At 73.0% G+C, this 22498-nt stretch carries 25 protein-coding genes; 13 read left to right on the forward strand and 12 right to left on the reverse strand.

What is annotated here, in order from left to right:
* Window positions 1-17: 17 nt before the first annotated feature.
* Genes VMF51_RS13275 through VMF51_RS13290 form a run of 4 tightly spaced genes read left to right on the forward strand, consistent with a single transcriptional unit; the run spans window position 18 to window position 3517 of the window.
* The gene (locus VMF51_RS13275) at window positions 18-941 is read left to right on the forward strand and encodes an ABC transporter ATP-binding protein (protein WP_325474917.1); all 924 of its coding nucleotides are present in this window, start codon (window positions 18-20) and stop codon (window positions 939-941) included.
* The gene (locus tag VMF51_RS13280; protein WP_325474918.1) at window positions 938-1738 is read left to right on the forward strand and encodes an ABC transporter permease; all 801 of its coding nucleotides are present in this window, start codon (window positions 938-940) and stop codon (window positions 1736-1738) included. The genes VMF51_RS13275 and VMF51_RS13280 overlap by 4 nt, the downstream gene beginning before the upstream one ends.
* Window positions 1739-1766: 28 nt before the next feature.
* Window positions 1767-2915, forward strand: a complete 1149-nt coding sequence (locus VMF51_RS13285; RefSeq protein WP_325474919.1) for a sensor histidine kinase — start codon at window positions 1767-1769, stop codon at window positions 2913-2915.
* Window positions 2912-3517 carry a response regulator transcription factor gene (locus tag VMF51_RS13290; protein WP_325474920.1) on the forward strand — a complete coding sequence of 202 codons (606 nt, stop codon included), beginning with the start codon at window positions 2912-2914 and terminating at the stop codon, window positions 3515-3517. The genes VMF51_RS13285 and VMF51_RS13290 overlap by 4 nt, the downstream gene beginning before the upstream one ends.
* Before the next feature lie 63 nt (window positions 3518-3580).
* Here the strand turns inward: VMF51_RS13290 and VMF51_RS13295 are convergent, their stop codons facing one another.
* The 3 genes from VMF51_RS13295 to VMF51_RS13305 form a co-directional block, all read right to left on the reverse strand.
* Entirely contained in the window at window positions 3581-3994 is a 414-nt protein-coding gene (locus VMF51_RS13295; protein ID WP_325474921.1) for a DUF1707 domain-containing protein, read from the reverse strand.
* Complete coding sequence (locus VMF51_RS13300; RefSeq protein WP_325474922.1) at window positions 3991-4695, reverse strand: PadR family transcriptional regulator; 705 nt, start codon at window positions 4693-4695, stop codon at window positions 3991-3993. The genes VMF51_RS13295 and VMF51_RS13300 overlap by 4 nt, the downstream gene beginning before the upstream one ends.
* Window positions 4696-4910: 215 nt before the next feature.
* Entirely contained in the window at window positions 4911-6830 is a 1920-nt protein-coding gene (locus VMF51_RS13305) for a M3 family metallopeptidase (RefSeq protein WP_325474923.1), read from the reverse strand.
* A gap of 115 nt (window positions 6831-6945) precedes the next feature.
* Between VMF51_RS13305 and VMF51_RS13310 the strand changes: the two genes are divergently transcribed.
* On the forward strand, window positions 6946-8196 hold the full coding sequence (locus VMF51_RS13310; protein ID WP_325474924.1) for a hypothetical protein: 1251 nt from the start codon (window positions 6946-6948) through the stop codon (window positions 8194-8196).
* Here the strand turns inward: VMF51_RS13310 and VMF51_RS13315 are convergent.
* Both VMF51_RS13315 and VMF51_RS13320 read right to left on the reverse strand, forming a co-directional pair.
* The gene (locus tag VMF51_RS13315) at window positions 8183-9400 is read right to left on the reverse strand and encodes an RNA polymerase sigma factor (RefSeq protein WP_325474925.1); all 1218 of its coding nucleotides are present in this window, start codon (window positions 9398-9400) and stop codon (window positions 8183-8185) included. The two genes, VMF51_RS13310 and VMF51_RS13315, sit on opposite strands and share 14 nt — an antisense overlap.
* Entirely contained in the window at window positions 9397-9756 is a 360-nt protein-coding gene (locus VMF51_RS13320) for a YciI family protein (protein WP_325474926.1), read from the reverse strand. Before VMF51_RS13320 ends, VMF51_RS13315 begins: the two co-directional genes overlap by 4 nt.
* A gap of 114 nt (window positions 9757-9870) precedes the next feature.
* Between VMF51_RS13320 and VMF51_RS13325 the strand changes: the two genes are divergently transcribed.
* The 3 genes from VMF51_RS13325 to VMF51_RS13335 are packed head-to-tail and all read left to right on the forward strand — an operon-like array spanning window position 9871 to window position 11992.
* Window positions 9871-10272, forward strand: coding sequence for a VOC family protein (locus VMF51_RS13325; RefSeq protein ID WP_325474927.1), 402 nt, complete (start codon window positions 9871-9873; stop codon window positions 10270-10272).
* A gap of 1 nt (window position 10273) precedes the next feature.
* On the forward strand, window positions 10274-10879 hold the full coding sequence (locus VMF51_RS13330; RefSeq protein WP_325474928.1) for a maleylpyruvate isomerase family mycothiol-dependent enzyme: 606 nt from the start codon (window positions 10274-10276) through the stop codon (window positions 10877-10879).
* A 48-nt stretch (window positions 10880-10927) separates the two neighbouring features.
* The gene (locus tag VMF51_RS13335; RefSeq protein WP_325474929.1) at window positions 10928-11992 is read left to right on the forward strand and encodes a glycoside hydrolase family 6 protein; all 1065 of its coding nucleotides are present in this window, start codon (window positions 10928-10930) and stop codon (window positions 11990-11992) included.
* A gap of 86 nt (window positions 11993-12078) precedes the next feature.
* Here VMF51_RS13335 and VMF51_RS13340 read toward each other — a convergent pair whose 3' ends face one another.
* Complete coding sequence (locus VMF51_RS13340) at window positions 12079-12312, reverse strand: DUF4287 domain-containing protein (RefSeq protein ID WP_325474930.1); 234 nt, start codon at window positions 12310-12312, stop codon at window positions 12079-12081.
* 7 nt (window positions 12313-12319) lie between these two features.
* On the reverse strand, window positions 12320-12616 hold the full coding sequence (locus VMF51_RS13345; protein ID WP_325474931.1) for a DUF1905 domain-containing protein: 297 nt from the start codon (window positions 12614-12616) through the stop codon (window positions 12320-12322).
* 58 nt (window positions 12617-12674) lie between these two features.
* On the opposite strand from VMF51_RS13345, the gene VMF51_RS13350 reads away from it, so the two are divergent.
* Together VMF51_RS13350 and VMF51_RS13355 are read left to right on the forward strand one after the other, a co-directional pair.
* Window positions 12675-13949 carry an MFS transporter gene (locus tag VMF51_RS13350; RefSeq protein WP_325474932.1) on the forward strand — a complete coding sequence of 425 codons (1275 nt, stop codon included), beginning with the start codon at window positions 12675-12677 and terminating at the stop codon, window positions 13947-13949.
* A gap of 9 nt (window positions 13950-13958) precedes the next feature.
* Window positions 13959-15452: an SDR family NAD(P)-dependent oxidoreductase gene (locus VMF51_RS13355; RefSeq protein ID WP_325474933.1), complete on the forward strand. Its 1494-nt coding sequence runs from the start codon at window positions 13959-13961 to the stop codon at window positions 15450-15452.
* Window positions 15453-15465: 13 nt separating this feature from the next.
* Here VMF51_RS13355 and VMF51_RS13360 read toward each other — a convergent pair whose 3' ends face one another.
* Window positions 15466-16044, reverse strand: coding sequence for a hypothetical protein (locus tag VMF51_RS13360; protein ID WP_325474934.1), 579 nt, complete (start codon window positions 16042-16044; stop codon window positions 15466-15468).
* A 74-nt stretch (window positions 16045-16118) separates the two neighbouring features.
* Here VMF51_RS13360 and VMF51_RS13365 point away from each other — a divergent pair, with 74 nt between their 5' ends.
* Together VMF51_RS13365 and VMF51_RS13370 are read left to right on the forward strand one after the other, a co-directional pair.
* Window positions 16119-16649: a hypothetical protein gene (locus tag VMF51_RS13365; protein WP_325474935.1), complete on the forward strand. Its 531-nt coding sequence runs from the start codon at window positions 16119-16121 to the stop codon at window positions 16647-16649.
* 43 nt (window positions 16650-16692) lie between these two features.
* Window positions 16693-17379, forward strand: coding sequence for a DUF4396 domain-containing protein (locus VMF51_RS13370; protein WP_325474936.1), 687 nt, complete (start codon window positions 16693-16695; stop codon window positions 17377-17379).
* Here the strand turns inward: VMF51_RS13370 and VMF51_RS13375 are convergent.
* Window positions 17293-17796, reverse strand: coding sequence for a mycothiol transferase (locus VMF51_RS13375; protein ID WP_325474937.1), 504 nt, complete (start codon window positions 17794-17796; stop codon window positions 17293-17295). The two genes, VMF51_RS13370 and VMF51_RS13375, sit on opposite strands and share 87 nt — an antisense overlap.
* Window positions 17797-17839: 43 nt before the next feature.
* On the opposite strand from VMF51_RS13375, the gene VMF51_RS13380 reads away from it, so the two are divergent.
* Entirely contained in the window at window positions 17840-18826 is a 987-nt protein-coding gene (locus VMF51_RS13380; RefSeq protein ID WP_325474938.1) for an LLM class F420-dependent oxidoreductase, read from the forward strand.
* Here VMF51_RS13380 and VMF51_RS13385 read toward each other — a convergent pair.
* The 3 genes from VMF51_RS13385 to VMF51_RS13395 all read right to left on the reverse strand — a co-directional run bounded on the left by VMF51_RS13385 (window position 18723) and on the right by VMF51_RS13395 (window position 22401).
* On the reverse strand, window positions 18723-19376 hold the full coding sequence (locus VMF51_RS13385) for a helix-turn-helix domain-containing protein (protein ID WP_325474939.1): 654 nt from the start codon (window positions 19374-19376) through the stop codon (window positions 18723-18725). The two genes, VMF51_RS13380 and VMF51_RS13385, sit on opposite strands and share 104 nt — an antisense overlap.
* Window positions 19373-20554: a cytochrome P450 gene (locus tag VMF51_RS13390; RefSeq protein WP_325474940.1), complete on the reverse strand. Its 1182-nt coding sequence runs from the start codon at window positions 20552-20554 to the stop codon at window positions 19373-19375. The genes VMF51_RS13385 and VMF51_RS13390 overlap by 4 nt, the downstream gene beginning before the upstream one ends.
* 143 nt (window positions 20555-20697) lie before the next feature.
* A complete protein-coding gene (locus tag VMF51_RS13395) occupies window positions 20698-22401 on the reverse strand; it encodes a DUF429 domain-containing protein (RefSeq protein ID WP_325474941.1) in 1704 nt (567 codons plus the stop codon).
* Window positions 22402-22498 lie beyond the last annotated feature (97 nt).

Below are 22498 nucleotides of genomic sequence, written 5' to 3' on the forward strand. Positions count from 1 at the left end.
GCGACGACGCTGGAGGCATGGCAACGACCGCACCGACACCCGCCCGCCCACCCGCACCCCCGGCGGACCGCGAGCCCGCCCTCGAGGTCCACGAGCTGCGCCGGTCCTACGGCACCGGTGACGCGGCGTTCGAGGCCGTCCGCGGCGTCGACCTCACCGTCGAGAGGGGCACGATCGTCGCCCTGCTCGGCACCAACGGGGCCGGCAAGACCTCCACCATGGAGGTGATCGAGGGCCTGGCCGCACCGTCCGCGGGCTCGGTCCGGGTCTTCGGCCTGGACCCGATCACCGACCGCGCGGAGGTACGGCGGCGTACCGGCGTCGTCCTGCAGGAGAGCGGCTTCTCCGGCGACCTCACCGTCATGGAGACCCTGGTGATGGAGGCGGCGACCGTGACCGACCCCCGGCCGGTCGCGGAGGTGCTGGCCCTGGTCGACCTCGACCACCGCGCCGGCACGCGCGTCCTCTCCCTCTCCGGCGGTGAGCGCCGGCGGCTCGACCTGGCCTGCGCCCTGCTGTGCCGGCCCGAGCTGCTGATGCTCGACGAGCCCACGACCGGACTCGACCCCGAGAGCCGGCGGCGGGTCTGGGACCTGATCCGCGGCCTGCGCGCCGATGGCAACGCGGTGCTCCTCACCACCCACTACCTGGAGGAGGCCGAGGAGCTCGCCGACCGGATCGCGATCATGCACGCGGGCCGGATCGTCCGTGAGGGCACGATCGCGGAGGTGGTCGCGCACCAGCCGTCGACCGTCCGCTACGTCACCCCCGACGGCGAGACCACCACCCTCGAGACCGACGACCTCCAGACCACCCTGACCGAGCTGCTGTCCTGGGCGGCGGAGAACGACGTGCGCCTGGACCGGCTCGACGCCCGGTCCGCGTCGCTGGAGTCGACGTTCCTCGCCCTCGCCCAGGCACCGGAAGGAGATCTGCGATGACCACCACGACCCCCACCGTCCGGTCCGAGCGCTCGGCCGCGATGCGCCGTACGACGGGCCTCACCCGGGCCAACGCGCTCCTGATGCTCCGCAACCGGCTGAACCTCGCGTACGCCTTCGTCCTCCCGCTGCTGCCGATGGCGTTCCTGCTCTTCGGCGACCGCGGCGACGTCGGGGCGGCCGGCATGGCGCTGACCTCGACCGTCGTGATGGCGGTGCTGTTCCCGGTGTTCTACAACGTGCTGTCGATGACGGTGACCCGCCGCGACGAGCTGGTGCTCAAGCGGATCCGGACCGGGGAGACCCGCGACCTGGAGCTGCTCACCTCGCTCGCGCTGCCCGGCGTCGTCGTCGCGATGATCGTCGGCGTGGTGGCGATCCCGCTCGCCCTCGCCCTGGGCGCGCCGATGCCGGTCAACCCGGCGCTCTTCGTGCTGGCCGTGCTGGTGGCCGCCCTGACCTTCGCCGTGCTGGCCTTCTGGACCGCGGCGTGGACCAAGAACGCCGAGGCCGCCCAGATCACCAGCATGCCGGTGATCCTGCTGGCCCTCGTCGGACAGGTGGCGGTGAGCTTCCCCGAGGAGGTCCGCCGCTGGGCCGACCTGACGCCGGGCGCGGCGATCACCGACCTGGTGCGCTCCTCGTGGCTGGGTCTCGAGGGCACCTCGACCGACCCGACGCTCGACTTCGGCTCGACCTGGGCCGCGGCGGGGCAGCCGCTGCTGGTGCTCGCCGCCTGGGCGGCGCTGGGCGTCTGGCTGACGGCACGGTCGATGCGGTGGGAGCCCCGTTCGTGATGCATGCCGAGGGGGCAGGCTGTCCGGCATGAGCTCTCGCAGGTGGTGGTCGTGGGCGGACCGGGACCAGGTCGACCGCGTCGACATGTACACCCGGCAGTCCCTCTACGTGCTGCTCTGGAGCTTCACCGTCCTCATCGCGGTGCAGGCCTCGCACGAGGTCCCCGCCGAGGACAACGGCCTGGCCGTCGCGGTCGCGGTCGGGGGCTTCGTCGTGACGTTGGCCGCCCATCGGGTCCTCGCCGACGTGATCGAGCTGTACCCGGCGTACCGGCCGCTGCCCTGGCGCAGCCTCGGCCCCTTCCTCGGGCTGGAGGTCGTCGGGTTCCTTGCGGTGCTGACGCTGCCGACCGAGGTGCGCGGGCTCGGGGTGCTGCTGCTCTGGTCGGCCATGGCCTGGTCGCTGGTCGGCCTGCGCGGGCGGCGTACGACGATCGCCGTGCTCGTCGCGCTCGCGGGGGCGCCGGCCCTGGCGGCCCGCGAGCCGTGGTTCCTGCTCGGGGGCCTCGGCATCGCGCTGTTCTTCATGTTCACGGTGCGGGCGTCCCTGTGGCTGCTCGGCATCGTGCGCGAGCTCGACCGGACCCGCGCCACCCGAGGCGCGCTCGCGGTCGCCGAGGAGCGGCTGCGCTTCTCCCGCGACGTGCACGACGTGATGGGCCGCCGGCTCTCCGCGATCGGGCTGCAGGCCGAGCTCGCCGCCGCGCTCGCGCGGCGCGGCGAGCCCGAGGCGGCGGCCGAGAAGATGCTGGAGGTCCGGGCGACCGCGCACGAGACGCTCCGGGAGGCCCGCGAGCTGGCCCGCGGCTACGGACCCGTGGACCTGCGCCAGGAGCTCGACGGGGCGCGCTCGCTGCTGCGCTCGGCGGGCATCGCGGTCGACCTCGACGTCGACGACCTGCCGCCCCGCTGGCACGAGCCGGCGGGCTGGGTGGTCCGCGAGGCGGTCACCAACGTGCTGCGGCACTCCACCGCCACCCGGGTCACGATCGCCTACGACGGCGCGGCGCTGCGGGTGACCAACGACCGGCCGAGCGCGGGCCGGGCCGAGGACGGCGCCGGGCTGAGCAGCCTGGCCGCCCGGCTCGCGCCCCTCGGCGCGACCCTGGAGGTCGAGGCGGACGACGCCCACTTCGAGGTCGTCGTCCGGCTGGACCCGGCGGCGGTGGTCGCGTGATCCGGCTGCTGCTCGCCGACGACGAGCACCTGATCCGCACCGCCCTCGCCCAGCTGCTCGACCTGGAGGACGACCTCGCGGTCGTCGCGCAGGCGGCCTCCGGCGACGAGGTGCTCGCGGTCGCGCGGTCGGTGGACTTCGACGTCGCCGTACTCGACCTGCAGATGCCGGGCCTCGACGGCATCGGCGCCGCCACCGAGCTGCTGCGGCTGCGACCGGGCTGCGGCATCGTGATCGTCACCGGTCACGGCCGCCCGGGCCACCTGAAGCGGGCGCTGGGGGCCGGCGTACGCGGCTTCCTCCCGAAGACCACCTCCGCCACGACCCTCGCCTCGGTCGTCCGATCCGTGCACGCCGGCGGCCGGTACGTCGACCCCGAGCTGTCCGCCGAGGCGATCGCCGCCGGCGACAGCCCACTCACCCCGCGGGAGGCGGACGTCCTGGAGCTCGCGGCCGACGGCGCCCCGGTGGAGGAGATCGCCCGCCGGGCCTCGCTCTCCCCCGGCACCGTGCGCAACTACCTCTCCAGCGCGGTCACCAAGCTCGACGCGGCCAACCGGCACGACGCGGCCGCCACGGCGCGGCGGTTGGGGTGGATCTAGCGGCTGGATAGTCCGTCACGTTCTGCATGTTCAAGAGATGTCCTACCTGCAGAACGTGACGGACTACCCCGGCCAGCCGATCGCGGGGCGTCGCTGGTGGCGGGTACGCCGCCGGGCCGCGACGAAGATCCACACACCGAGGCCCAGCAGGACGATCGGCAGGTGGGTCAGCACCGTCAGCGCGATGAGCACGCCGAGCACCAGCAGCAGCGGACCGGGCAGGCCGCGGTGCGGCCCGCCCGACCAGTAGCCGCAGCTGCGGTCGGCGCGCTCCGGCGTACGGCGCGGGGCGCTGCTCGGGCCGGGGAGGTCGCGGAAGACCGGGACCAGGTCGGCGCGGGTGCGCGCCGACCAGATCCGGTCCAGCCGGTCGCCGTGCTCGTCGGCGCTCAGCCGCCCGGCGGCGAAGTGCTCGCCGAGGACGGCGGCGGCCTGCTCGCGCTCGGCGTCGCCGATCCGCAGCTGCGCCTCGTTCATGCCTCGTCCGCCTCCTCCGTGCCCTCGGTGTCGCCCTCGGCCAGGATCCCGTAGAGCCGCCGGCGCGTGTCGACGAGGACGTCGACGGCCGCCCGGCGCTGGGACTCCGAGCCGGTGGTGACGATCTGCCACACCGCGCCCATGACCTGGCCGATCTCCGGCTTGAGGTCGGCGAAGTCGCTGCGCTCCTCGCGCTCGCGGTCCTCGAAGGGCGTCCAGACCGCGGCGAGCTCGTCGCCGCGCTCGGCGACGTACGCCTCGCCGTCCTCGGTGAGCCGGACGGTACGGCGCTTGCTCGACTCGTCGACCTCGACGAGTCCCTCGTCCTGGAGCTGCTGGATGGTCGGGTAGACCGAGCCCGGGCTGGGGCGCCAGGCGCCGCCGGAGCGCTCGGTGATCTGCTGGATCACCTGGTAGCCGTTGATCGGCTCGCCCTCCTGCGCGCTGCGGAGCACGTCGAGGATGGCGGATCGGACGTCACCGCGGCGGACCCGCGGCCCGCGCCGGCGCTCGCCCTGGTCGAGCCCGAACAGGCCGGCCACCCACGGCGGCGGGCCCTGACGTCCGCCGAAGCCGCCGCCGAAGCCGCCGCCCTGCCACGGACCGTCGAAGGGGCCGCCGCGTCCGCCGCGACCCCGGTGCTGCTGGAACTGGTCCTCGGCGTACCGCGACCACTGTCGGTTGAATCCACGCTGTCCCATGGGGACCTCCTTGATCTGGGTATCGCGGTCAGCCTGACGTCCGAGTGACTGTCGGCGACGGTTCGCGATATATCGTGAGCGTACGCCGATGTGTTGGCTTGGGCAAGGGGGGTCGACGGATTCACCGGTTCACCGGTGAATGTGGACGTTCTCAGGCGAAGTTTCGGCCGAGAACGTCCAGGTTCACCGGTCTACCGGTGAATCCGCGCCGAGCCCTACCGGGCCAGCCAGGCCGCGAACGCGTCGAAGGAGTACGGCCGGCCGAGGAAGTCGGCGACCAGGTCGGCGGCGTCCTTCGCGCCGCCGGGGGCGAGGACGCGGTCGCGGTAGCGGCCGGCGACCTCGGGGTCGAAGAGGTCCGCCGGGTCGAAGGCGCTGAACAGGTCCTTCGCGATGACCAGCGACCACATGTAGGTGTAGTACGCCGAGGTGTAGCCGCCGAGGTGGCCGAAGCTGGCGAACATGTGGGTGCCCTCGACGTACGGGAACGGCGAGTAGCGGGCTTGCAGCTCGCGCATCGCGGCCGTGAGGTCGCTGGGGCGGTCGGTGTGGAACCAGTACGACATGGCGGCGTAGAACATCTGCACCCGGGCGTAGATGCCCTTGCCGTAGTCGTCGGCGGCCCGCATCCGCGCCACCAGGTCGGCGGGGATCGGCGTGCCGGACTCGTCGGTCGCGAAGCTGGCCAGGATGTCGGCGTCCCACGCCCACTCCTCCAGCATCTGGCTCGGCGCCTCGACGAAGTCCCACTCGGTGGCGACGCCGGCGAAGCGCGCCCACTCGCCGCGACCGCCGAGCACGTGGTGCACGAGGTGCCCGAACTCGTGGAAGAGCGTGACGACGTGGTCGTGCTCCATCAGGCCGCGGGAGAAGTTGCAGACCAGCACGCCCTCGGGCAGCTGCCGTCCGGCGACGCCGTCGGTCAGGGTGAACTGGGCGGCGTGCTTGTACTTGCCCTCGCGGGGGTGCAGGTCGAGGTAGATCCGAGCGAACGGCTCGGTCGAGCCCGTCTCGACGACGTCGTACGCCGTGACGTCCTCGTGCCAGACCGGAGCGTCGGGCACGGGCAGGTACGAGAGGCCGAACAGCCGTCCGGTGACCTCCAGCAGTCCCTGGCGGACCTTGGTGAAGTCGAAGTAGCGGCGCACCTGCTGCGCGTCGACGTCGTACTGCTCGCGGCGCACCGCCTCCTGGTAGTACGACGCGTCGCTGCCGGGGATCTCGGTCGCGTCGGGCCGGTCCTGGCGGTAGCGCGCCATCAGCACGGCGAGGTCGCGCTCCATCGGCTCCGCGGCGGCAGCCGCGATCCGGTCGATGAACTCCGGGATCGCCGGGCCGGAGCCGATCATCTTGACGTCGGCGTCGTACGACGCCCAGTCGGCGTAGCCGACCAGGGTCGCCAGCTCGTGCCGCAGCGCGAACATCTCCTGCAGCAGGGGCTCGTTCTGGGGGTAGCCGCGGGTCAGGAACGCGACCGACATGTCGTGGCGCAGGTCGGCGTCGTGCGCGAACATCCGCACCGGGACGGAGTCGGGGTAGTCGGTCGTGGCGGTCACGTCACCGGCCGCGTCCGCCGGGTGCGCCTCCAGCCAGTCCTGCGGCAGCCCGGCGAACCGCTCGGCGGGGGCGGTCACGGTCCGGACGTCGTCGCGGGTGTTGCGGCTGAACTCCTGGTCGAGCGCGGTCAACCGCTCGTTGATCTCGGCGAGCCGGGCGCGGGTGGCGTCGTCGCGGTCGACGCCCGCCCGCCGGAAGTCGGTGAGCACCTTGTCGAGCAGCCGCGCGGCCCGGTCGTCGAGACCGGAGGCGTCGAGGGCCGCGAACACGTCGTACAGCGCCCGGTCCTGCCGCAGCTGCGTCGCCATCCGGTCGACGTCGACCTCGGCCTGCTCGCAGCGGGTGCGGACGTCCTCGCGCGGGTGCACGTTGGACAGCAGCGAGCCGACGGCCGCGACGTTGCCCAGCCGACGGCCGATCTCGTCCCACTGGCGCAGCGCGGCCGGGGTGTCCGCGGGCGGGGCGGCCCGGAGCTCGTCGACCAGCCGGCGAGCCGTCGCGAGGCCGTCGGCGGCGTACTCCTCGACCCAGGAGAGGGCGTCGTCGGAACTGGGCAGCGAGAGCGGGGAGAGCGTCACGCGGGCCAGCGTAGGACCCACCGCCGACCGCGGACCGTGCGCGAAACCACACCGCGTGGGTCTCGCCGACGGTACGGTCGAGGCCGCGGGGGGCCGACGGCACCAGGAGGCGCCCATGTCCCAGTCCACCTTCGCGACCCCCGAGCCGGAGGTCCGCCCGTCGGACCGGCGTGAGTCGGAGAACGACACGCCCCGCGCGCCCGTGCCGCTGCCGGTCCACCGGCCCGCCGACGACTCGGTCACCTCCAGCGACACCGGCCCCCTGCGACGCAAGGTCGGCGATGCGGTCACCGTCGGCGACCCCGACCACCGTCAGCGGCTCACGACCAACGTCACCTTCGGGCTGAGCGGCCGCAGCGCCGAGCACATCCGGACCGCCATCGCCCAGGGTTACCGCACCTTCGACGGAGCCGACACCTACGGCGACACCATCACGCTGCTCGCCGCGGAGATCGACCGCGCCGTCGGGGGCGGATCCGGACTCACCCGGGACGACTTCGACATCGTCTACAAGGTGCTGGGCACGGAACCGGACCAGGTCGGCGTGCACGTCACGAAGGTGGCCAAGCTGTTCGGCGGCCGGGTGGACCACCTGCTCATCCACCAGACCACCGACGCACGGCGGGCGGGCGACTACCTCCCTCATCTCCTCGAGCTCCGGCGCACCGGAGTGGCGACGCACCTCGGAGCCGGCGACGTCACGGCCGGGAACGTGGCCGGGTTCGAGCACCTCGACTGCTTCGAGGTCTCGGCCGACGCCCTCCTCCTCGCCGCCGGGTCGGACCCGCTCGCGGCGGAGCTGAAGCGGATCGGGAAGCCGGTGCTCGTCTACAACCTGATGCACGCGGCGCAGAGCCTGTACGCCGACGTCGCCCAACCAGCTCTCACGGCCGAGCACCTGGCCGCCCTGCTGGCCCTGATCAAGCAACGAGTGCCGACCGCCGAGCCGATCGTGAGCTCGTCCGACCCCCGGCGCTCGGAGCTCAACCTCGGCATCAACGACCCGGACCGGGACGACGACTTCGACGTGCTCGGCGACGTCAGCGGGCGGGTCGACCGGCGCCTCAAGCAGCTCGCGCAGTTCAGCGAGATCGCCCAGATGCCCGACGACGTGAAACGTCGCGTCAAGGAGCTGCTCGCCAAGCACAGCGACACCGACTGGTACGAGTCCGCGGACGGGATCGCCGGAGAGCTGGCCGCCGCACTGAAGACGTTCTCCGACACCGAGCTCGACGTGAGCTACCGCAATCCCGAGGGCAAGAACCAGGTCCACACGCTACGCGTCTGGATCACGATGCTCCACGCCACGCAGAACTGCGACGTCGCTCCGGCCCACGAGTGCCTCACCAACGTCATGTGGAGCTGAGCTGGTCGCGCCGGCGGGCGAGGTAGGCCCGCTCGGCCGCGTTGGCGGTGGCGGCGATGGCGGCGTCGTACGCCTCGCGCGCCTCGGCGCTGCGCCCGAGGCGCCGCAGCAGGTCGGCGCGGGTGGCGTGCCAGGCGTGGTACGACGCCAGCGGCAGCCGGTCGACCTCGGCGAGCGCCACCTCGGGGCCGTCGAGCTCGGCGAGCGCGATCGCGCGGTTGAGCGTGACGAACGGACTCGGGGCGATCGCCTGGAGATGGGTGTAGAGGGTGGCGATCTGGCGCCAGTCCGTGTCGGCCGCGGTGCGGGCGTCGGTGTGTACGGCGTTGACGGCGGCGAGCAGCTGGTACTGCCCCGGCCGGTTGCGCGCCAGGCACTCGCGGACCAGGGCGTGTCCCTCAGCGATCAGGTCGCGGTCCCAGCCCGCGCGGTCCTGCTCGTGCAGCGGCACCAGCTCGCCTCCCGCGACCCGGGACGGCCGGCGGGAGTCGGTGAGCAGCATCAGTGCGAGCAGTCCGGCGACCTCCGGCTCGTCGGGCAGCAGCGTCCGCAGCATCCGACCCAGCCGGATCGCCTCGTCGGTGAGCTCCTCGCGCAGCGGCTCGGCGTCCTGGGACGACGACAGGTAGCCCTCGTTGAAGACGAGGTAGACCACCGCGAGCACGGCGCCGAGTCGGTCCGACAGATCCGCTGCGGACGGCACCCGGAACGGGATGTGCGCGCCCTTGATCTTGGCCTTCGCCCGGGTGATCCGTTGGGCCATGGTGGTCTCGGGCACCAGGAACGCCGCCGCGATCTCGGCCACCGTGAGCCCGCCCAGCAGCCGCAGGGTGAGCGCCACCCGGGCCTCCGGCGCGAGCGCCGGGTGGCAGCAGGTGAAGATCAGCCTCAGCCGGTCGTCCTCGACGATGCCGGTCGGCTCGTGCGGGGTGTCGTCACTGATCATCAGGGCCGCCTGGTGCTTGGCGTCGCGCTTGCGCTCGCGGCGGAGCCGGTCGAGGGCCTTGTTGCCGGCCGTGGTGGTGAGCCAGCCGCCGGGGTTGGGTGGCGTCCCGTCGACCGGCCACCGCTCGAGCGCGACCAGGAGCGCCTCGGCCGCGGCGTCCTCGGCGACGTCGAGGTCGCCGAAGCGCCGGGTCAACGAGGCGACCACCCGGCCGTACTCCTCCCGGAAGGTCCGCTCGATCGCGGCGGTGGCGCTCACTCGCTCTGGAACGGCCGGACCTCGACCTTGCCCTCGCAGGCCCGCGAGCCCTCGGCGGCCCACGCGAGCGCGGCGTCGAGGTCAGCGGCCTCGATGATCCAGAAGCCGCCGAGGTACTCCTTGGACTCCGAGAACGGCCCGTCGGTGACGATCGGCCGCTCGCCGGTCGCGTCGACGCAGGTGGACTGCTCGATCGGCATCAGGCCACCGGCGAAGACCCACGCGCCCTCGGCCTGGAGCCGGTTGTTGAACCCGTCGACCTGGGTGAACAGGCGCTGCATGTCGGCCTCGGTCATCGCGGCCATCGCCGCGTCGCCGGCGCTGTCGTGGTGGACGGACAGGAAGTACTGGGACATGTCTGGCTCCTTCTGGTCGCGGCTCCGCTGGCCGCCTCTCACTTCGTCTACGAACGATGCGTGCCGGGTACGACACGGATGAGCGAACTCTTTCGATTCTTCATCGGGGATGCCATGTCGACACCCGCCTTCCGACTGCACAGCACGGTCCTCGGCACACCGGACCCGCCCGCCCTCGCCCGCTTCTGGGTCGAGCTCCTCGGCTACGACTACCGCGACGGCGAGCCCGGCCCCGACGACGTCTGGGTGGTCATCAGACCACCGGGCACCGACACCGACGCGCCGGGCCTCTCCTTCCAGCTCGAGACCGAGCACTCCCCGCCCGCGTGGCCGGCCGCACCCGGCGACCAGCAGATGCAGCTGCACCTCGACATCGGCGTGGCGGACCTGCCCGCGGCGGTCGCGCGTGCCGAGGAGCTCGGGGCGCAGCAGGCGGCGTACCAGCCCCAGGACCTGGTGCGGGTGATGCTGGACCCCGCCGGCCATCCGTTCTGCCTGTTCGCCCCGGGAGTCTGAGATGGCCGAGCCGACCGACTGGGGCGAGCTCTACCGCGGCAACGCGACGGCGCTCGCGGAGCTCGTCCGCGGGCTGACGCCGGACCAGCTCGACGCACCCGTGCCGGCCAGCCCCGCCTGGACCACGCACGAGGTCGTGGCCCACCTCGCCGGCGGGGCCGCCGACTCCGTCACCGGACGGATGGACGGCGCGCCCGCGCCCGAGTGGACCGCGCGGCACGTCGGCGAGCGCCGGCACCTGCCCGTGGACGACCTCGTCGAGGAGCTGCTCTCGCACCAGGGGGCGGTCATCGTCTCGGCGGTCGGCAACCCGCGACCGGCGATCGTGTGGGACATCGCGGTGCACCACGCCGACCTGCGCGAGGCGTTCGGCCTGGGCGCGCCGCCCGAGCCGCTGTGGCGTCCGGTGCTCGACGCGGTCGCGCCGATGATGCTGGGGCCGATCGACAGGGCGGTCGCGGAGGTGGCGCCGTACGAGCTGTTCCGCGGGCTGTTCTCGCGGCGCTCCCGCACGCAGATGCTCGCCTGGGGCCTGCCGCTCACCTCCGAGCAGCTCGACGGGATCTGCGTGTTCGGTCCGCGCGACGACGACCAGCCGATGCCTTGAGTCGTCGTTCCCTCGCCGCCTGTCGGAGTCGGCACCTACCCTGAACGGGTGCTCCCTCCACGCTCGTCGCTGCTGCTCGCCGCCCTCGTGACCGTCGGCGCGCTGCTGGCCGCGCCGCTGGCGATCCTCGCGCCGTCCTCCGCCACCGCGTCGGCCCCGACCGTCGCCGTCGCCGGGTCCGGCGACGGCTCCTCGGTCACGGAGCGGAAGCCGCGGCGGGCGAAGGACCCCCGCCGGCGGCTCGGGCTGTTCGTCGACCCGCGGATGCCCGCGGCGCAGCAGGGCTCGGCGTACCGCAGGATCGCGCGGCAGCCCCAGGCGCTCTGGTTCACCGACTACTACCCGACCTCGTCGGTGCGGTCCGCGGCGATCGACTACCTGCGCCGGGCGAAGGCGGCCCGCAAGACCCCCACGATGGTCGTCTACGCCATCCCCGGCCGCGACTGCGGCCAGCACTCCGCCGGCGGGCTGGGCAGCCCGGCGGCGTACCGGGCCTGGGTCCGCCAGCTCGCGAAGGGGATCCGGGCGAGCAAGGCCAAGCCGCTGCTGGTGCTCGAGCCCGACGCGATCGGCTTCTACGCCGACAACTCCGCCTGCGCGGGCACCCGGCCCTGGCCCGCGCTGCTGAAGTACGCCGCCCGCACGCTGACCAGGTCCGGCGCCTGGGTCTACATCGACTCCGCGCACTCCGACTGGAGCAACGCCAACGGCGGTGTCCCGGGCCGCGCCGCCCTGCTGAAGAAGTCGGGCATCCGCTACGCCCGCGGCTTCAGCACGAACGTCTCGAACTTCCGCACCACGGCCTCCGAGCATGCCTACGCACGCACCCTGCTGCGCGAGCTGCGCAAGGTGGGCGTGAAGGGCAAGCGGTACGTCGTCGACACCTCCCGCAACGGCGCCGCCCGCCCGGTCAGCGGCGACGTCATCAACCCGACCTGGGCCCGCCTGGGTGCAGCCCCACGCCTGCGGTTCAAGGGGGCCTTCGACGGCACGCTGTGGGTCAAGCACCCGGGCGAGTCCGACGGCCCGGTCAACTCCTCGGCCACCTCGGGCCAGTGGTGCGACCAGCTCGCCGACCGGTTGCTCGGCCGGCCGGAGTCGCCCGGCTGCTGAGGGGCTGCGGATTCCCCGGTGAACCGGGGAATCCGGACCTTCTCGGCCGAAATTTCCACCCAGAACGTCCGGCTCTCCCCGAGAGGTCAGCGGCTGGCGCCGCGGTCCTCGGCCAGCGTGTGGGCGACCAGCGCGTTGGCGTGGCCGTGACCCATCGCGTGCTCGGTCTTCAGCCAGGTCACCAGGTCGGAGTGCCGTGCGTCGGCGTACCCCTCCTTCGCGCGCAGCAGGTCCTTCCACTCGGCGATCGGGCGGCCGTACTTCTTCTCCATCGAGGGGAAGTACGACGCCGGCCCCTGTACCTTCTGCGTCTCGCTCATCGCCGCATCATCCCAGTCGCTCGGACAGCCGGACCGTCACCCGGTCGCCGGCCTGCTTGCCGATCCGGGCGCGCACGGCGGCCGTGACCGGCAGCTTGTGCCGGCCGTCGCCGAGCGCCATGAACGAGCTGCGGAACGGCTCGCCGTCGACGGTCCCGCGCACCTTCACGAGCCCGCGCGTGCCGAAGAACGCGGCTGACCCCTCCCACACCACGTAGGTCCAGCCGCCCGGGGCCGGACTCCGCTCCAGGGTCGCCTCGAACTCCACGTCCAGGGGACCCGCCTGCATCGCCACACTGCTCATGCGGTGCAGACCGGGGCCGCGGCGAGGACTCATCGAGGCGGGCGTAGCGTTCTGCGTCGTGTCGCGTCTCCGGGGTCTGGTCGCCGACACCCGCCCCCTCCGCAACGACCACTTCCGGCGGCTGTGGATCGCCAACATCATCACCGTCATCGGCGCCCAGCTGACGGTGGTCGCGGTCCCGGCGCAGATCTACGCCGACACCGGCTCGTCGGCGTACGTCGGCCTCACCGGCCTGTTCGGCCTCGTGCCCCTGGTCGTCTTCGGCCTGTACGGCGGCGCGCTCGCCGACCACTTCGACCGCCGTTCGATCATGATCGTCACCACCGTCGGGCTGATCGTGACCAGCGGGCTCTTCTACGTCCAGGCGGCCCTCGGGTCGACGAACGTCTGGCTGCTGCTGAGCCTGTTCGCGGTGCAGCAGGCGTTCTTCGCGGTCAACCAGCCGACCCGGAGCGCGCTGTTGCCGCGCATCGTCAGCGCCGAGCTGCTGCCGGCCGCGAACTCGCTGAACATGACGGTCTTCCAGGCGGGCGCGATCGCGGGGCCGCTGGTCGCCGGCGTGCTCATCCCGTTCGTCGGCTTCTCCTGGCTCTACCTCATCGACACCGTCACCCTGTTCGCGACGCTGTCGGCGGTGGTCCGGCTGCCCCGGTTCGGCGCGATCGCGAGCGGCGCGGCCCCGGGGGTCCGATCGGTGATCGAGGGCTTCGCGTACCTGCGCCACCAGCCGGTGCTGCTGATGTCGTTCGTCGTCGACATCATCGCGATGCTCTTCGGCATGCCGCGGGCGCTCTTCCCCGAGATCGCCCACATCGACTTCGGCGGCTCGGACGAGGGCGGGCTGGTCTTCGCGCTGCTCTTCGCCGCGATCCCCGCCGGTGCCGTCCTCGGCGGCGTGTTCAGCGGCTGGGTCTCGCGGGTGCACCGGCAGGGCCTCGCCGTGATCGTGTGCATCCTGGTCTGGGGCTTCGCCATGATCGGCTTCGGTCTCGCGGTCGGGCTCGCCGACCGATGGCAGGGACCGATGCTGCTGGTGTCGCTGGCGATGCTCGTCATCGGCGGCGCGGCCGACATGGCGTCGGCGGCGTTCCGCACCTCGATGCTGCTCTCGGCGGCGACCGACGAGATGCGCGGGCGCCTCCAGGGCGTCTTCATCGTCGTGGTCGCGGGCGGTCCGCGGGTCGCCGACGTGCTGCACGGCGCGGCCGCGGCGGCGGTGGGTACGGCGGCGGCCGCCGCGGGCGGCGGCGTCCTCGTGGTGGTCGGGACCGTGATCGCGGCGCTCGCCGTCCCGTCCTTCGTCCGTTATCGGATCACCCGCACCGCCACCTAGACTCCCCCGGTGCACAGCCGCGAACAGGTCGACGGGATCGACCCCGACGATCTCGCCACCACCGTGCGGGTCCTCACCCAGCTCCACGAGCTGCCCGACGACCACCCCGACATCCGGACGGTCAAGCACGCCGCGTCGCACATGTACAAGGCGCTCAAGCGCGAGCGCCGTACCCGCAAGCGCGAGGCGGAGCTCGCCCACGACCGGGCCATCACCGAGGCGACCGCCACCGGCTCGGCGATGCGCATCGACGACGAGACCGCCGGCATCCCGCTGGTCTCGAACACGATCGGCGCCTTCGCCGGCGAGCTGATCAACCCGCGCGGCTGCTACATCTGCAAGAACGACTACACGCTGGTCGACGCGTTCTACCACTGGCTCTGCCCGACCTGCGCCGCGCTGTCGCACGCCAAGCGCGACGCGCGCACCGACCTCGCCGGCAAGCGCGCGCTGCTGACCGGCGGCCGGTCGAAGATCGGCATGTACATCGCCCTGCGGCTGCTGCGCGACGGCGCGCACACGACGATCACCACCCGCTTCCCGCGCGACGCCGTACGCCGCTTCTCCGCGATGGAGGACTCCGCCGACTGGCTGGACCGGCTGCACGTGGTCGGCATCGACCTGCGCGACCCGACCCAGGTCGTCGCGCTGGCGGACGAGGTCGCCGCGGCCGGACCGCTCGACATCCTGATCAACAACGCCTGCCAGACCGTACGACGCAGCCCGGGCGCCTACTCGCGGCTGGTCGAGATGGAGTCGGCCCCGCTGCCGACCGAGGTCGCGCTCCCGTCGATGGTGACCTTCGACGGCGTCAGCGAGGCGCACCCGGCGATGATCGCGGGCGCGCTGCGCGAGCACGTCCACTCCCACCCCGAGTCGGGTGCGGCCGTCGCGGCGCGCACCGCCGCCGACCTGACCGCGCTCGCTCTCACCGCCGGCCACGCCTCACTGGAGCGGCACCTCGACGGCACCGCCGTCGACGCGGGCGGACTGCTGCCCGACCTGCAGCGCACCAACTCCTGGACCCAGCACGTCGACCAGGTCGACCCGCTGGAGCTCCTCGAGGTGCAGCTGTGCAACCAGACCGCGCCGTTCCTGCTGATCTCGCGGCTGCGCGCCTCGATGCGGGCCGCCGTACGCGCGGGTGCCCGGCGGGCGTACGTCGTCAACGTGTCCGCCATGGAGGGGCAGTTCTCGCGCCGCTACAAGGGCCCGGGCCACCCGCACACCAACATGAGCAAGGCCGCGCTGAACATGCTGACCCGGACCTCGGCGGGCGAGATGTTCGAGACCGACCGGATCCTGATGACCGCCGTCGACACCGGCTGGATCACCGACGAGCGGCCGCACCAGGAGAAGCTGCGGATCGCCGCCGAGGGCTGGCACGCCCCGCTCGACCTGGTCGACGGCGCGGCCCGCGTCTACGACCCGATCGTGCAGGGCGAGGCCGGCGTCGACCTGTACGGGCACTTCCTGAAGGACTACGTCCCCAGTCCCTGGTGAGCCGGTCGGCCCCTCAGCAGCCGGGGAAGATCGTCTGCTTGCGGGACAGGACGACCATCTCGACCTTGGTCCCCGACGTCGGCTTGCGGCCGTAGGGGAACTGGAAGTTGATGTGGCTGCCGCGCTTGCGCACGCTCGCCACCCAGTAGTCCCTCTTCCCGGACGGGCGCTGGCCGTCGAGCTTCGCGTTGGACGTGACCTTCGTGAGCTTCGGGAACGCCTGGCGCAGCTCGCCCAGCGTGGTGCCGACACCGAAGCCCTTCGGCGTGCGGTCGATCTCGCTCCGGATGAGGATGAGCGAGACCCGCTGCTTGCCGTCGACCTCGCGCCACCAGACAGAGCCGCGGTCGGCGAACTGCTCCGTCATCTGGTAGCCCTCGGCACAGGCCTTGCGCTCCCGCGAGACCATCCCGGTGTCCCACGACTGCTGGGCCGTCATCCCGACCCGGAGCGGTCCCCAGGCCAGGTGCCGGACCGCCAGTCCGCCGGTCCGTTCGACAGCGGGCGCGACGTCGGGTGCAGCGTTCGCGGGAGTCCCCGGGAGCAGGGTCAGCGAGAGCAGGAGGGCGAAGCCCGAGACGAGTCGATGCACGACGCAGACGGTAGGTCCGGCGCGCCGGGCTGTCAGACGAACGGCGGAACCCGTGGCGTGGGTACCGGCAACACGTGCGCCTCCTCCCCCTCCCCGGCCCCCGCGAGGTCGTGACCTACGTCGACCGGACCCTCGACCAGGCACTCGGGCTGCTGCCCCGCGCGACGGCCCTGCTGAGCGGGGCGGAGGCGTTGCTCGTCGACGTACGCCGCCTGCTGGAGCGGATCGAGGCGACGCGGGCCGATGCGGGCTACGTGATCGCCGCGGTCGACGAGACCCGTGAGCGGGCCGACCTGCTCCTCGGCGCCCTGGAGGGGCCGCTCGCCCGCCTGCTCCCGACGCTCGAGCGGCTCGCCGACTCGACGGATCCGCGGGAGGTGGACGCCCTGGTCGCGCTGGTGGACCGGCTGCCGGTGATCGCGGACCGGGTCGACGGCGAGGTGATCCCGATGCTGCGCACGCTCTCCACGGTCGCGCCGGACCTGCACGACCTGCTCGACGTGAGCCGGGAGCTCAACGAGATGCTCGCGAAGCTCCCCGGCATGGGCCGGATCAAGCGCAGGGTCGACGAGGAGCAGGCGCTCGAGGCCGCCACCGATTCCTGACAAGATCGGGAATATACCCCCCTAGGGTATCTGTTCCGCCGATATGGACCCGACCCACGAGCACCACCACGACCACGCCGCGGCGAGCACCCGCTCGATGGCACTCAGCGCGACGCTGCACTGCCTCACCGGCTGTGCGATCGGCGAGGTCGTCGGTCTGATGATCGGCACCGCGATCGGGCTGAGCAGCGGCTGGACGATCGTGCTGGCCGTCGGGCTGGCGTTCCTCTTCGGCTATGCGCTCTCGACACTGCCGCTGGTCAAGGCGGGGCTGGGCCTGGGGGCCGCGCTCGGCGTCGTCCTCGCCGCCGACACGCTCTCCATCGCCACCATGGAGGTCGTCGACAACCTGGTGATGGCGCTCATCCCGGGCGCGATGGACGCCGGACTGGTCAACAGCGTCTTCTGGGTCGGCATGATGATCGCGCTGAGCGCCGCGTTCCTCGCGGCCTATCCGGTCAACCGCTACCTGCTGGCCCGCGGCCGGGGCCACGCCCTCACGCACGGGTACCACGGCGCGGACACCCCGGCGACCGGCTTCCGGCGCTACCTGCCGAGCCTCGCGACGCCCACCCTGGTCGCCGCGATCGTCGCCTTCATGGTCGGCGGGCTCGTGGTCTCCGTGGCCGACGAGCTCGGCGCCTCAGAGCCCGAGCAGCCCGCGCACGTACGCGGCCTGGCCGACGTGCTGGGTGTCGTCGTCGACGACGCTGACCAGCCGGACGCCTAGCGTCACGGGCGGGTCCCACCGCTCGTCGACGATCCGGTCCAGGTCCCCCTCGCCCAGACCGCGCAGGAATCCGACCGACTGCTCGTGCACCGCCGCGAGGTACGCCGCCAGCGGCTCCCCCTCCGCGCGCACCTGACCGACCTGCTCGCTGCTGTGCCCGTAGCCGATGTCCGCGTCCTCGAACGGCAGTGCGAAGCGAGCGACGTACCCCTGCGACGTCCAGACCTGCTCGATCCCGGCGACGTCGGCGACGTGGTCGTCCTGGACGCGGGCCAGGTGCCACACCAGCCAGCCGATCGGGTTCGCGTCGGGGCCGGGCCGGCGGGCGAGCTGGTCGGCGGAGAGGCCGTCGACCACCGCCGTACCGCTCTCGAGGACGCGCTCGAAGGACTCGACGAGGAGCTCGGCTGGAGTCATGGGTCCGACGTTACGAGCCCCGGCCAACGGGCTACCGGCCCGCATGACGTCCTTCGGCTACACCCTGATGACCGAGCAGAGCGGGCCGCGCGAGCTGGTGCGGTACGCCGTCGCCGCCGAGCGGATCGGCTTCGACTTCGAGGTCTCCAGCGACCACTACTCGCCCTGGCTGACCGAGCAGGGGCACGCGCCGTACGCCTGGACGGTGCTGGGCGCCGTCGCCCAGGCGACCGAGCGGGTCGGGCTGATGACGTACGTGACCTGCCCGACGCTGCGCTACCACCCGGCCGTCGTCGCGCAGAAGGCCGCGACCCTGCAGATCCTCGCCGAGGGCCGCTTCACCCTCGGGCTCGGCAGCGGCGAGAACCTCAACGAGCACGTCGTCGGCGCCGGCTGGCCCGCGGTCGGCGTCCGGCAGGAGATGCTCGAGGAGGCGATCGAGATCATCCGGGCGCTGCACGGGGGCGAGCTCGTCGACTATCGCGGGACGCACTTCGACGTCGAGTCGGCCCGGATCTGGGACCTGCCGGAGCAGCGCGTCGAGATCGGCGTCGCCGTCTCGGGTGACCGGTCCGTCTCCGACCTCGCGCCCCTCGCCGACCACCTGGTCGCGGTGGAGCCGCGGGCCGACCTGGTGGAGGGCTGGAACGCCGCCGACGGCACGTCGCGCATCGGATCGGGTGCCCGCGCGATCGGGCAGATCCCCGTCTGCTGGGCACCGTCCGAGGAGGAGGGCGTCGAGCTGGCCCACGAGCAGTTCCGCTGGTTCGCGGGCGGCTGGAAGGTCAACGCCGACCTGCCCACCCCGGCCGGATTCGCCGGCGCCTCGCAGTTCGTCCGCCCCGAGGACGTCGCCGAGCAGATCCCCTGCGGACCCGACCTGGACGCGATCGTCGAGGCGGTGCGGCCCTACTGGGAGGCCGGGTTCACCGACGTCGCGCTGGTCCAGGTCGGGGACCGGCTCCAGCAGCGGTTCCTCGACGAGGCGGCCGGTCCGCTGCTGGAGCGGCTGCGGTCGGCGGCCGGCTGAAGTCACCGTCCGCCAGCAGGGCGGGGACGACGAAGCGGGCCACCAGCTCGGCCTCCTCCGCGTCGTCCCGGCCGGGTACGGCGAGCAGCGACAGCACGACGCGCACCAGCCACCGCGCGGCGGCGGGGTCGTCGACGAAGCCCGCGCCGAGCGCCTCGACGACCGCGGACGACTGCGCCAGCTCGGCGGTCGCCGCGACGTCGGCCGCGCGGAACCAGGTGGCGAGCGTCGGCGTCGCGCGGACCCGGCGTACGGCGCCGAGCACAGCCGCCGCCAGGCGCTCGGCAGGGTCCTCGATCGCGGCGACGTCGTCGCGCACCGCGGCGCCGACCCGGCGGGCCTCGCGGTGCACGAAGGCGACGTGCAGCTCGTCGCGGTCGGCGAAGTAGCGGTACAGCGTGGCCCGCGAGCAGCCGGCCGCCGCGGCCACCTCGCGCATCCCGACCCGGCCCACGCCACGTTCGACGAACAGCTCCGCCGCCGCGTCGAGGATCCGCTCGGCGGCCACGCGCGAGCGCTCGTCGGCCAGCCAGGGTCCGTCGGGCGTCATGCGACGGTCCGGAACGGGACGGTCAGCGGCCGGCGGACGTACGGCCCCGGCGCCCACGTGATCGCCTCCGCGTCGACGCCGTACGACGGGAAGCGCCGCAGCAGCTCCTCGAGCGCGACCCTGGCCTGCAGCCGGGCGGCCGCGGCGCCCAGGCAGTGGTGGTTGCCCTGGCTGAAGGTCAGCAGCTGACCCGGCCGGCGGGTCACGTCGAGCCCGTCGGCGTCCGGGCCGTAGCGGCGCGGATCGCGGTTGGCGGCGCCGTACAGCAGCAGCGCCTTGCGGCCCGCGGGGACCGTGACGCCGTGCAGGGTGACGTCGCGGGTGGCGGTCCGGGCCAGGCCCTGCACGGGGGAGGTCAGCCGGAGCAGCTCCTCGACGGCGTCCGGCACCAGCCCGGGGTCGGACACCAGCAGGGAGCGTTGGTCGGGGTGCTCGGCGAGCAGCTGCACCGCGCCGCCGAGGAGTCCGGTCGTGGTGTCGTTGCCGCCGGTGACCATGGTGAACACGTAGCCGAGGACGGCGAGCAGGTCGGGACCGTCGGCGCCGGCGGCGACCAGGTGGGAGACCGTGTCGTCGCCGGGCTCGCGGCGCCGGAGCTCGACGAGCTCGGTGAAGTAGCCGAGCATCGCGGCGACGGCATCCCCGGCGTCGAGGGTGTCGCCCGCGGCCCCCGCCGCGACGATCGCCTCGGTCCACCCGTCGAACTGCTCCCTGCCCTCGGCCGGGACGCCGAGGTAGTGGGCGACGACCATGCTCGGCAGCGGCTTGAACAGCTCGGCCACCACGTCGCCCCCGCCCGCGTCGGCGAGCCGGTCCAGCCGCTCGGTCACGAACGTCCGCACCTGCGGCTCCAGCGCGACGACCTGTCGCGGCGTGAAGCCGCGCGCGACCAACTTGCGGAACGCCGTGTGCACCGGCGGGTCCTGCATCACCAGCGGCGGGCTGTCCGCCATCCCGATCCGCTCCAGCTCGTCGTCGGCCACCGACAGCCCGCGTGCCGACGACCAGGTCGCGTGGTCGATCGCCGCCGCCATCACGTCGGCGTGCCGGCTCAGGACGTAGAAGTCACCGTCCGCCACGTGGTTCACGGGCTCGCGGTCACGCAGGGCGGCGTACGCCGGCCACGGATCGCGCCACGCCTCGCCGCCACCGGGTCGATAGGACACCTGACCTGTCATGTGTCGAGAGTGAGACAGATCAGTCGATCTGTCTAAGTCGTCCCGGTGAGTGGGTGAGAGCAGCGGCGGGGTAGTCCGTCACACCAGCGGGGTCCGGGCGCGGCGAGACCCCGCTCCTGTGGCGGACTACCCCGACAGCCCACTCAAGCCCGCAGCCGCTCCAACCGCTGGCGCAATAGCGGCTCGCGGTGCGCGTTGCCGTGCAGGCCGACGTACCGCTCCTCGAAGACCGCGAGCAGCGCGTCGTCCAGCCGGCGTACGGCGCCGGGCGGGTAGCGGTAGTCCATCCGCTCGTTGAGGCCCATCGTCGCGGTCGGGCGGAGCGCGTCGCCGAGCTCGTCGAGGGAGGTGATGCCGAGCTCGAGGAGCAGCCCGGATATCCAGGCGTAGTGGTCGGTGCGCGACCAGCCGGCGTCGGCGTACTGCCCGGCGAGGAAGGCGGCCAGCTCGCGCGGGTCCAGGCGCGGGTCGTCGTCGGTGGGCGCGACCGACGGCGCGGCGGCCTCCCGCAGCCGGTCGCGGATCGTCGAGAACTCCCGGTCGGCGAGCTCCAGCAACCCGGCGGCGAGGGTGAAGCGCCGGTCGAAGTCGCGGGCGTGCTCGGCCGGCATCTGCCCCTTGTAGCGGATGTCGTGCTCGAACTCCGCCCAGGCGTGCTGCAGCACGGTGCGGACCTGGACCTGGACGATCCGGCCGCGGAGCAGGGCGTACGCCGCCATGCCCTCCCGCGCCGGGTCGAGCTCGACCAGCAGGTGCCGGCTGGCGTAGCCGAACCGGCCCTCGCTCGCGGTCTCGCGGCCCATGTCGCGGTCGTCCTTGACCACGACCTGGTCGGCCAGCAGATCGGCCACGGCGTCGACGTCGCTCTGCACGTAGGTGATGACGCGGATGCCGATCTGGTCGGTGATCTCGCGCAGCGGGTCGGTGTACAGCGGCTTGCCGTCGGCGACCCGGCCGGACTTCTCGGCGAACGACGCCACGGTCTTCACGCGGCCGGTGACGCTGAGGTAGTTGATGCCGGCCTCGTCGAGCACCGAGGTGACCAGGGCGAGCGCCTGGGCGCCGGCCGCCTCCAGGTCGGCGTGCCCGTCGGCGTACGCCTGGATGGCCCGGCCGATCACCGCGCTCTCGTCGGGCAGTGCCGGGGTGACGATGTAGCCCTGCTCCCAGCCCGGATCCGGGTCGCCGTACGTCGTGGTGCGTGCGGGCCAGCGGTCGGCGAACAGGCCGACGTACGCGCAGACCACCGCGTCGACCTGGTCCTCGACGACGCGCAGCTCGCTCTTGCGGGTGGCCTGCTCGACCTGGCGCCGCAGCGCCTGCCAGGTCTCCTCGACCGTGACCACGGACTCGACGTGGCGCATCAGCTCCAGCAGCTCCGAGCGGAGCAGCTCCAGGTCGCGACCCTGCTTGTGCTTGTACTTCAGGGTCCGCCCGAGCCCGAAGAGCACGATCGTCGCGGGATGCGGGTAGACCTCGATCGCCCGCCGGGCACGGCCCGAGCGCGGGTTGACGTCGAGGCCGTGCCGCTTCGCGAGGTGCCAGGCCCGGCCGCCGTCGGCGAACTCCGGCTTGCCCGTGTTGGACGGGTGGGTCGCCGCCTCGAAGCGCCGGAAGTCCCGGCTCAGCGCCTTCTCCGCGGGCCGCGACCCGGCCGGGTTGCGGACGATGAGCGGCGCGTCGATGGCGACCAGGCACTCCTCGCCGACGTACGGCGCCAGCGCCTCGTCGATCTCCTCGTCGGTGCGGCACGTCGAGACGTGCAACAGCCGCGCGTCGGGATCGACGACGGCCACGCCGGTCGCTCCCTTGGCGCCCCAGGCGAGGTCCAGTCCGACGTAGTGCACGGACCCACCCTGCCGCACCGGTCTGGACACCTGCGAGCAGCCGCGCGGCACTGGGTACAAGCGATCCCGACCCTCATGGCACGATCGCCCCGACGGT

The organism is Nocardioides sp., from assembly GCF_035503875.1.
Taxonomy (GTDB): domain Bacteria; phylum Actinomycetota; class Actinomycetes; order Propionibacteriales; family Nocardioidaceae; genus Nocardioides.

What these genes read in the sequence shown, in the direction of transcription:
- VMF51_RS13280 (WP_325474918.1), top strand. Translation starts at nt 938, where the DNA reads ATGACCACCACGACCCCCACCGTCCGGTCCGAGCGCTCGGCCGCGATG.
- VMF51_RS13340 (WP_325474930.1), bottom strand. Translation starts at nt 12,312, where the DNA reads ATGAGCGAGACGCAGAAGGTACAGGGGCCGGCGTCGTACTTCCCCTCG.
- VMF51_RS13370 (WP_325474936.1), top strand. Translation starts at nt 16,693, where the DNA reads ATGGACCCGACCCACGAGCACCACCACGACCACGCCGCGGCGAGCACC.
- VMF51_RS13310 (WP_325474924.1), top strand. Translation starts at nt 6,946, where the DNA reads ATGTCCCAGTCCACCTTCGCGACCCCCGAGCCGGAGGTCCGCCCGTCG.
- VMF51_RS13345 (WP_325474931.1), bottom strand. Translation starts at nt 12,616, where the DNA reads ATGAGCAGTGTGGCGATGCAGGCGGGTCCCCTGGACGTGGAGTTCGAG.
- VMF51_RS13285 (WP_325474919.1), top strand. Translation starts at nt 1,767, where the DNA reads ATGAGCTCTCGCAGGTGGTGGTCGTGGGCGGACCGGGACCAGGTCGAC.
- VMF51_RS13275 (WP_325474917.1), top strand. Translation starts at nt 18, where the DNA reads ATGGCAACGACCGCACCGACACCCGCCCGCCCACCCGCACCCCCGGCG.
- VMF51_RS13320 (WP_325474926.1), bottom strand. Translation starts at nt 9,756, where the DNA reads ATGTCCCAGTACTTCCTGTCCGTCCACCACGACAGCGCCGGCGACGCG.
- VMF51_RS13295 (WP_325474921.1), bottom strand. Translation starts at nt 3,994, where the DNA reads ATGAACGAGGCGCAGCTGCGGATCGGCGACGCCGAGCGCGAGCAGGCC.
- VMF51_RS13390 (WP_325474940.1), bottom strand. Translation starts at nt 20,554, where the DNA reads ATGACAGGTCAGGTGTCCTATCGACCCGGTGGCGGCGAGGCGTGGCGC.
- VMF51_RS13325 (WP_325474927.1), top strand. Translation starts at nt 9,871, where the DNA reads ATGTCGACACCCGCCTTCCGACTGCACAGCACGGTCCTCGGCACACCG.
- VMF51_RS13380 (WP_325474938.1), top strand. Translation starts at nt 17,840, where the DNA reads ATGACGTCCTTCGGCTACACCCTGATGACCGAGCAGAGCGGGCCGCGC.
- VMF51_RS13330 (WP_325474928.1), top strand. Translation starts at nt 10,274, where the DNA reads ATGGCCGAGCCGACCGACTGGGGCGAGCTCTACCGCGGCAACGCGACG.
- VMF51_RS13375 (WP_325474937.1), bottom strand. Translation starts at nt 17,796, where the DNA reads ATGACTCCAGCCGAGCTCCTCGTCGAGTCCTTCGAGCGCGTCCTCGAG.
- VMF51_RS13300 (WP_325474922.1), bottom strand. Translation starts at nt 4,695, where the DNA reads ATGGGACAGCGTGGATTCAACCGACAGTGGTCGCGGTACGCCGAGGAC.
- VMF51_RS13385 (WP_325474939.1), bottom strand. Translation starts at nt 19,376, where the DNA reads ATGACGCCCGACGGACCCTGGCTGGCCGACGAGCGCTCGCGCGTGGCC.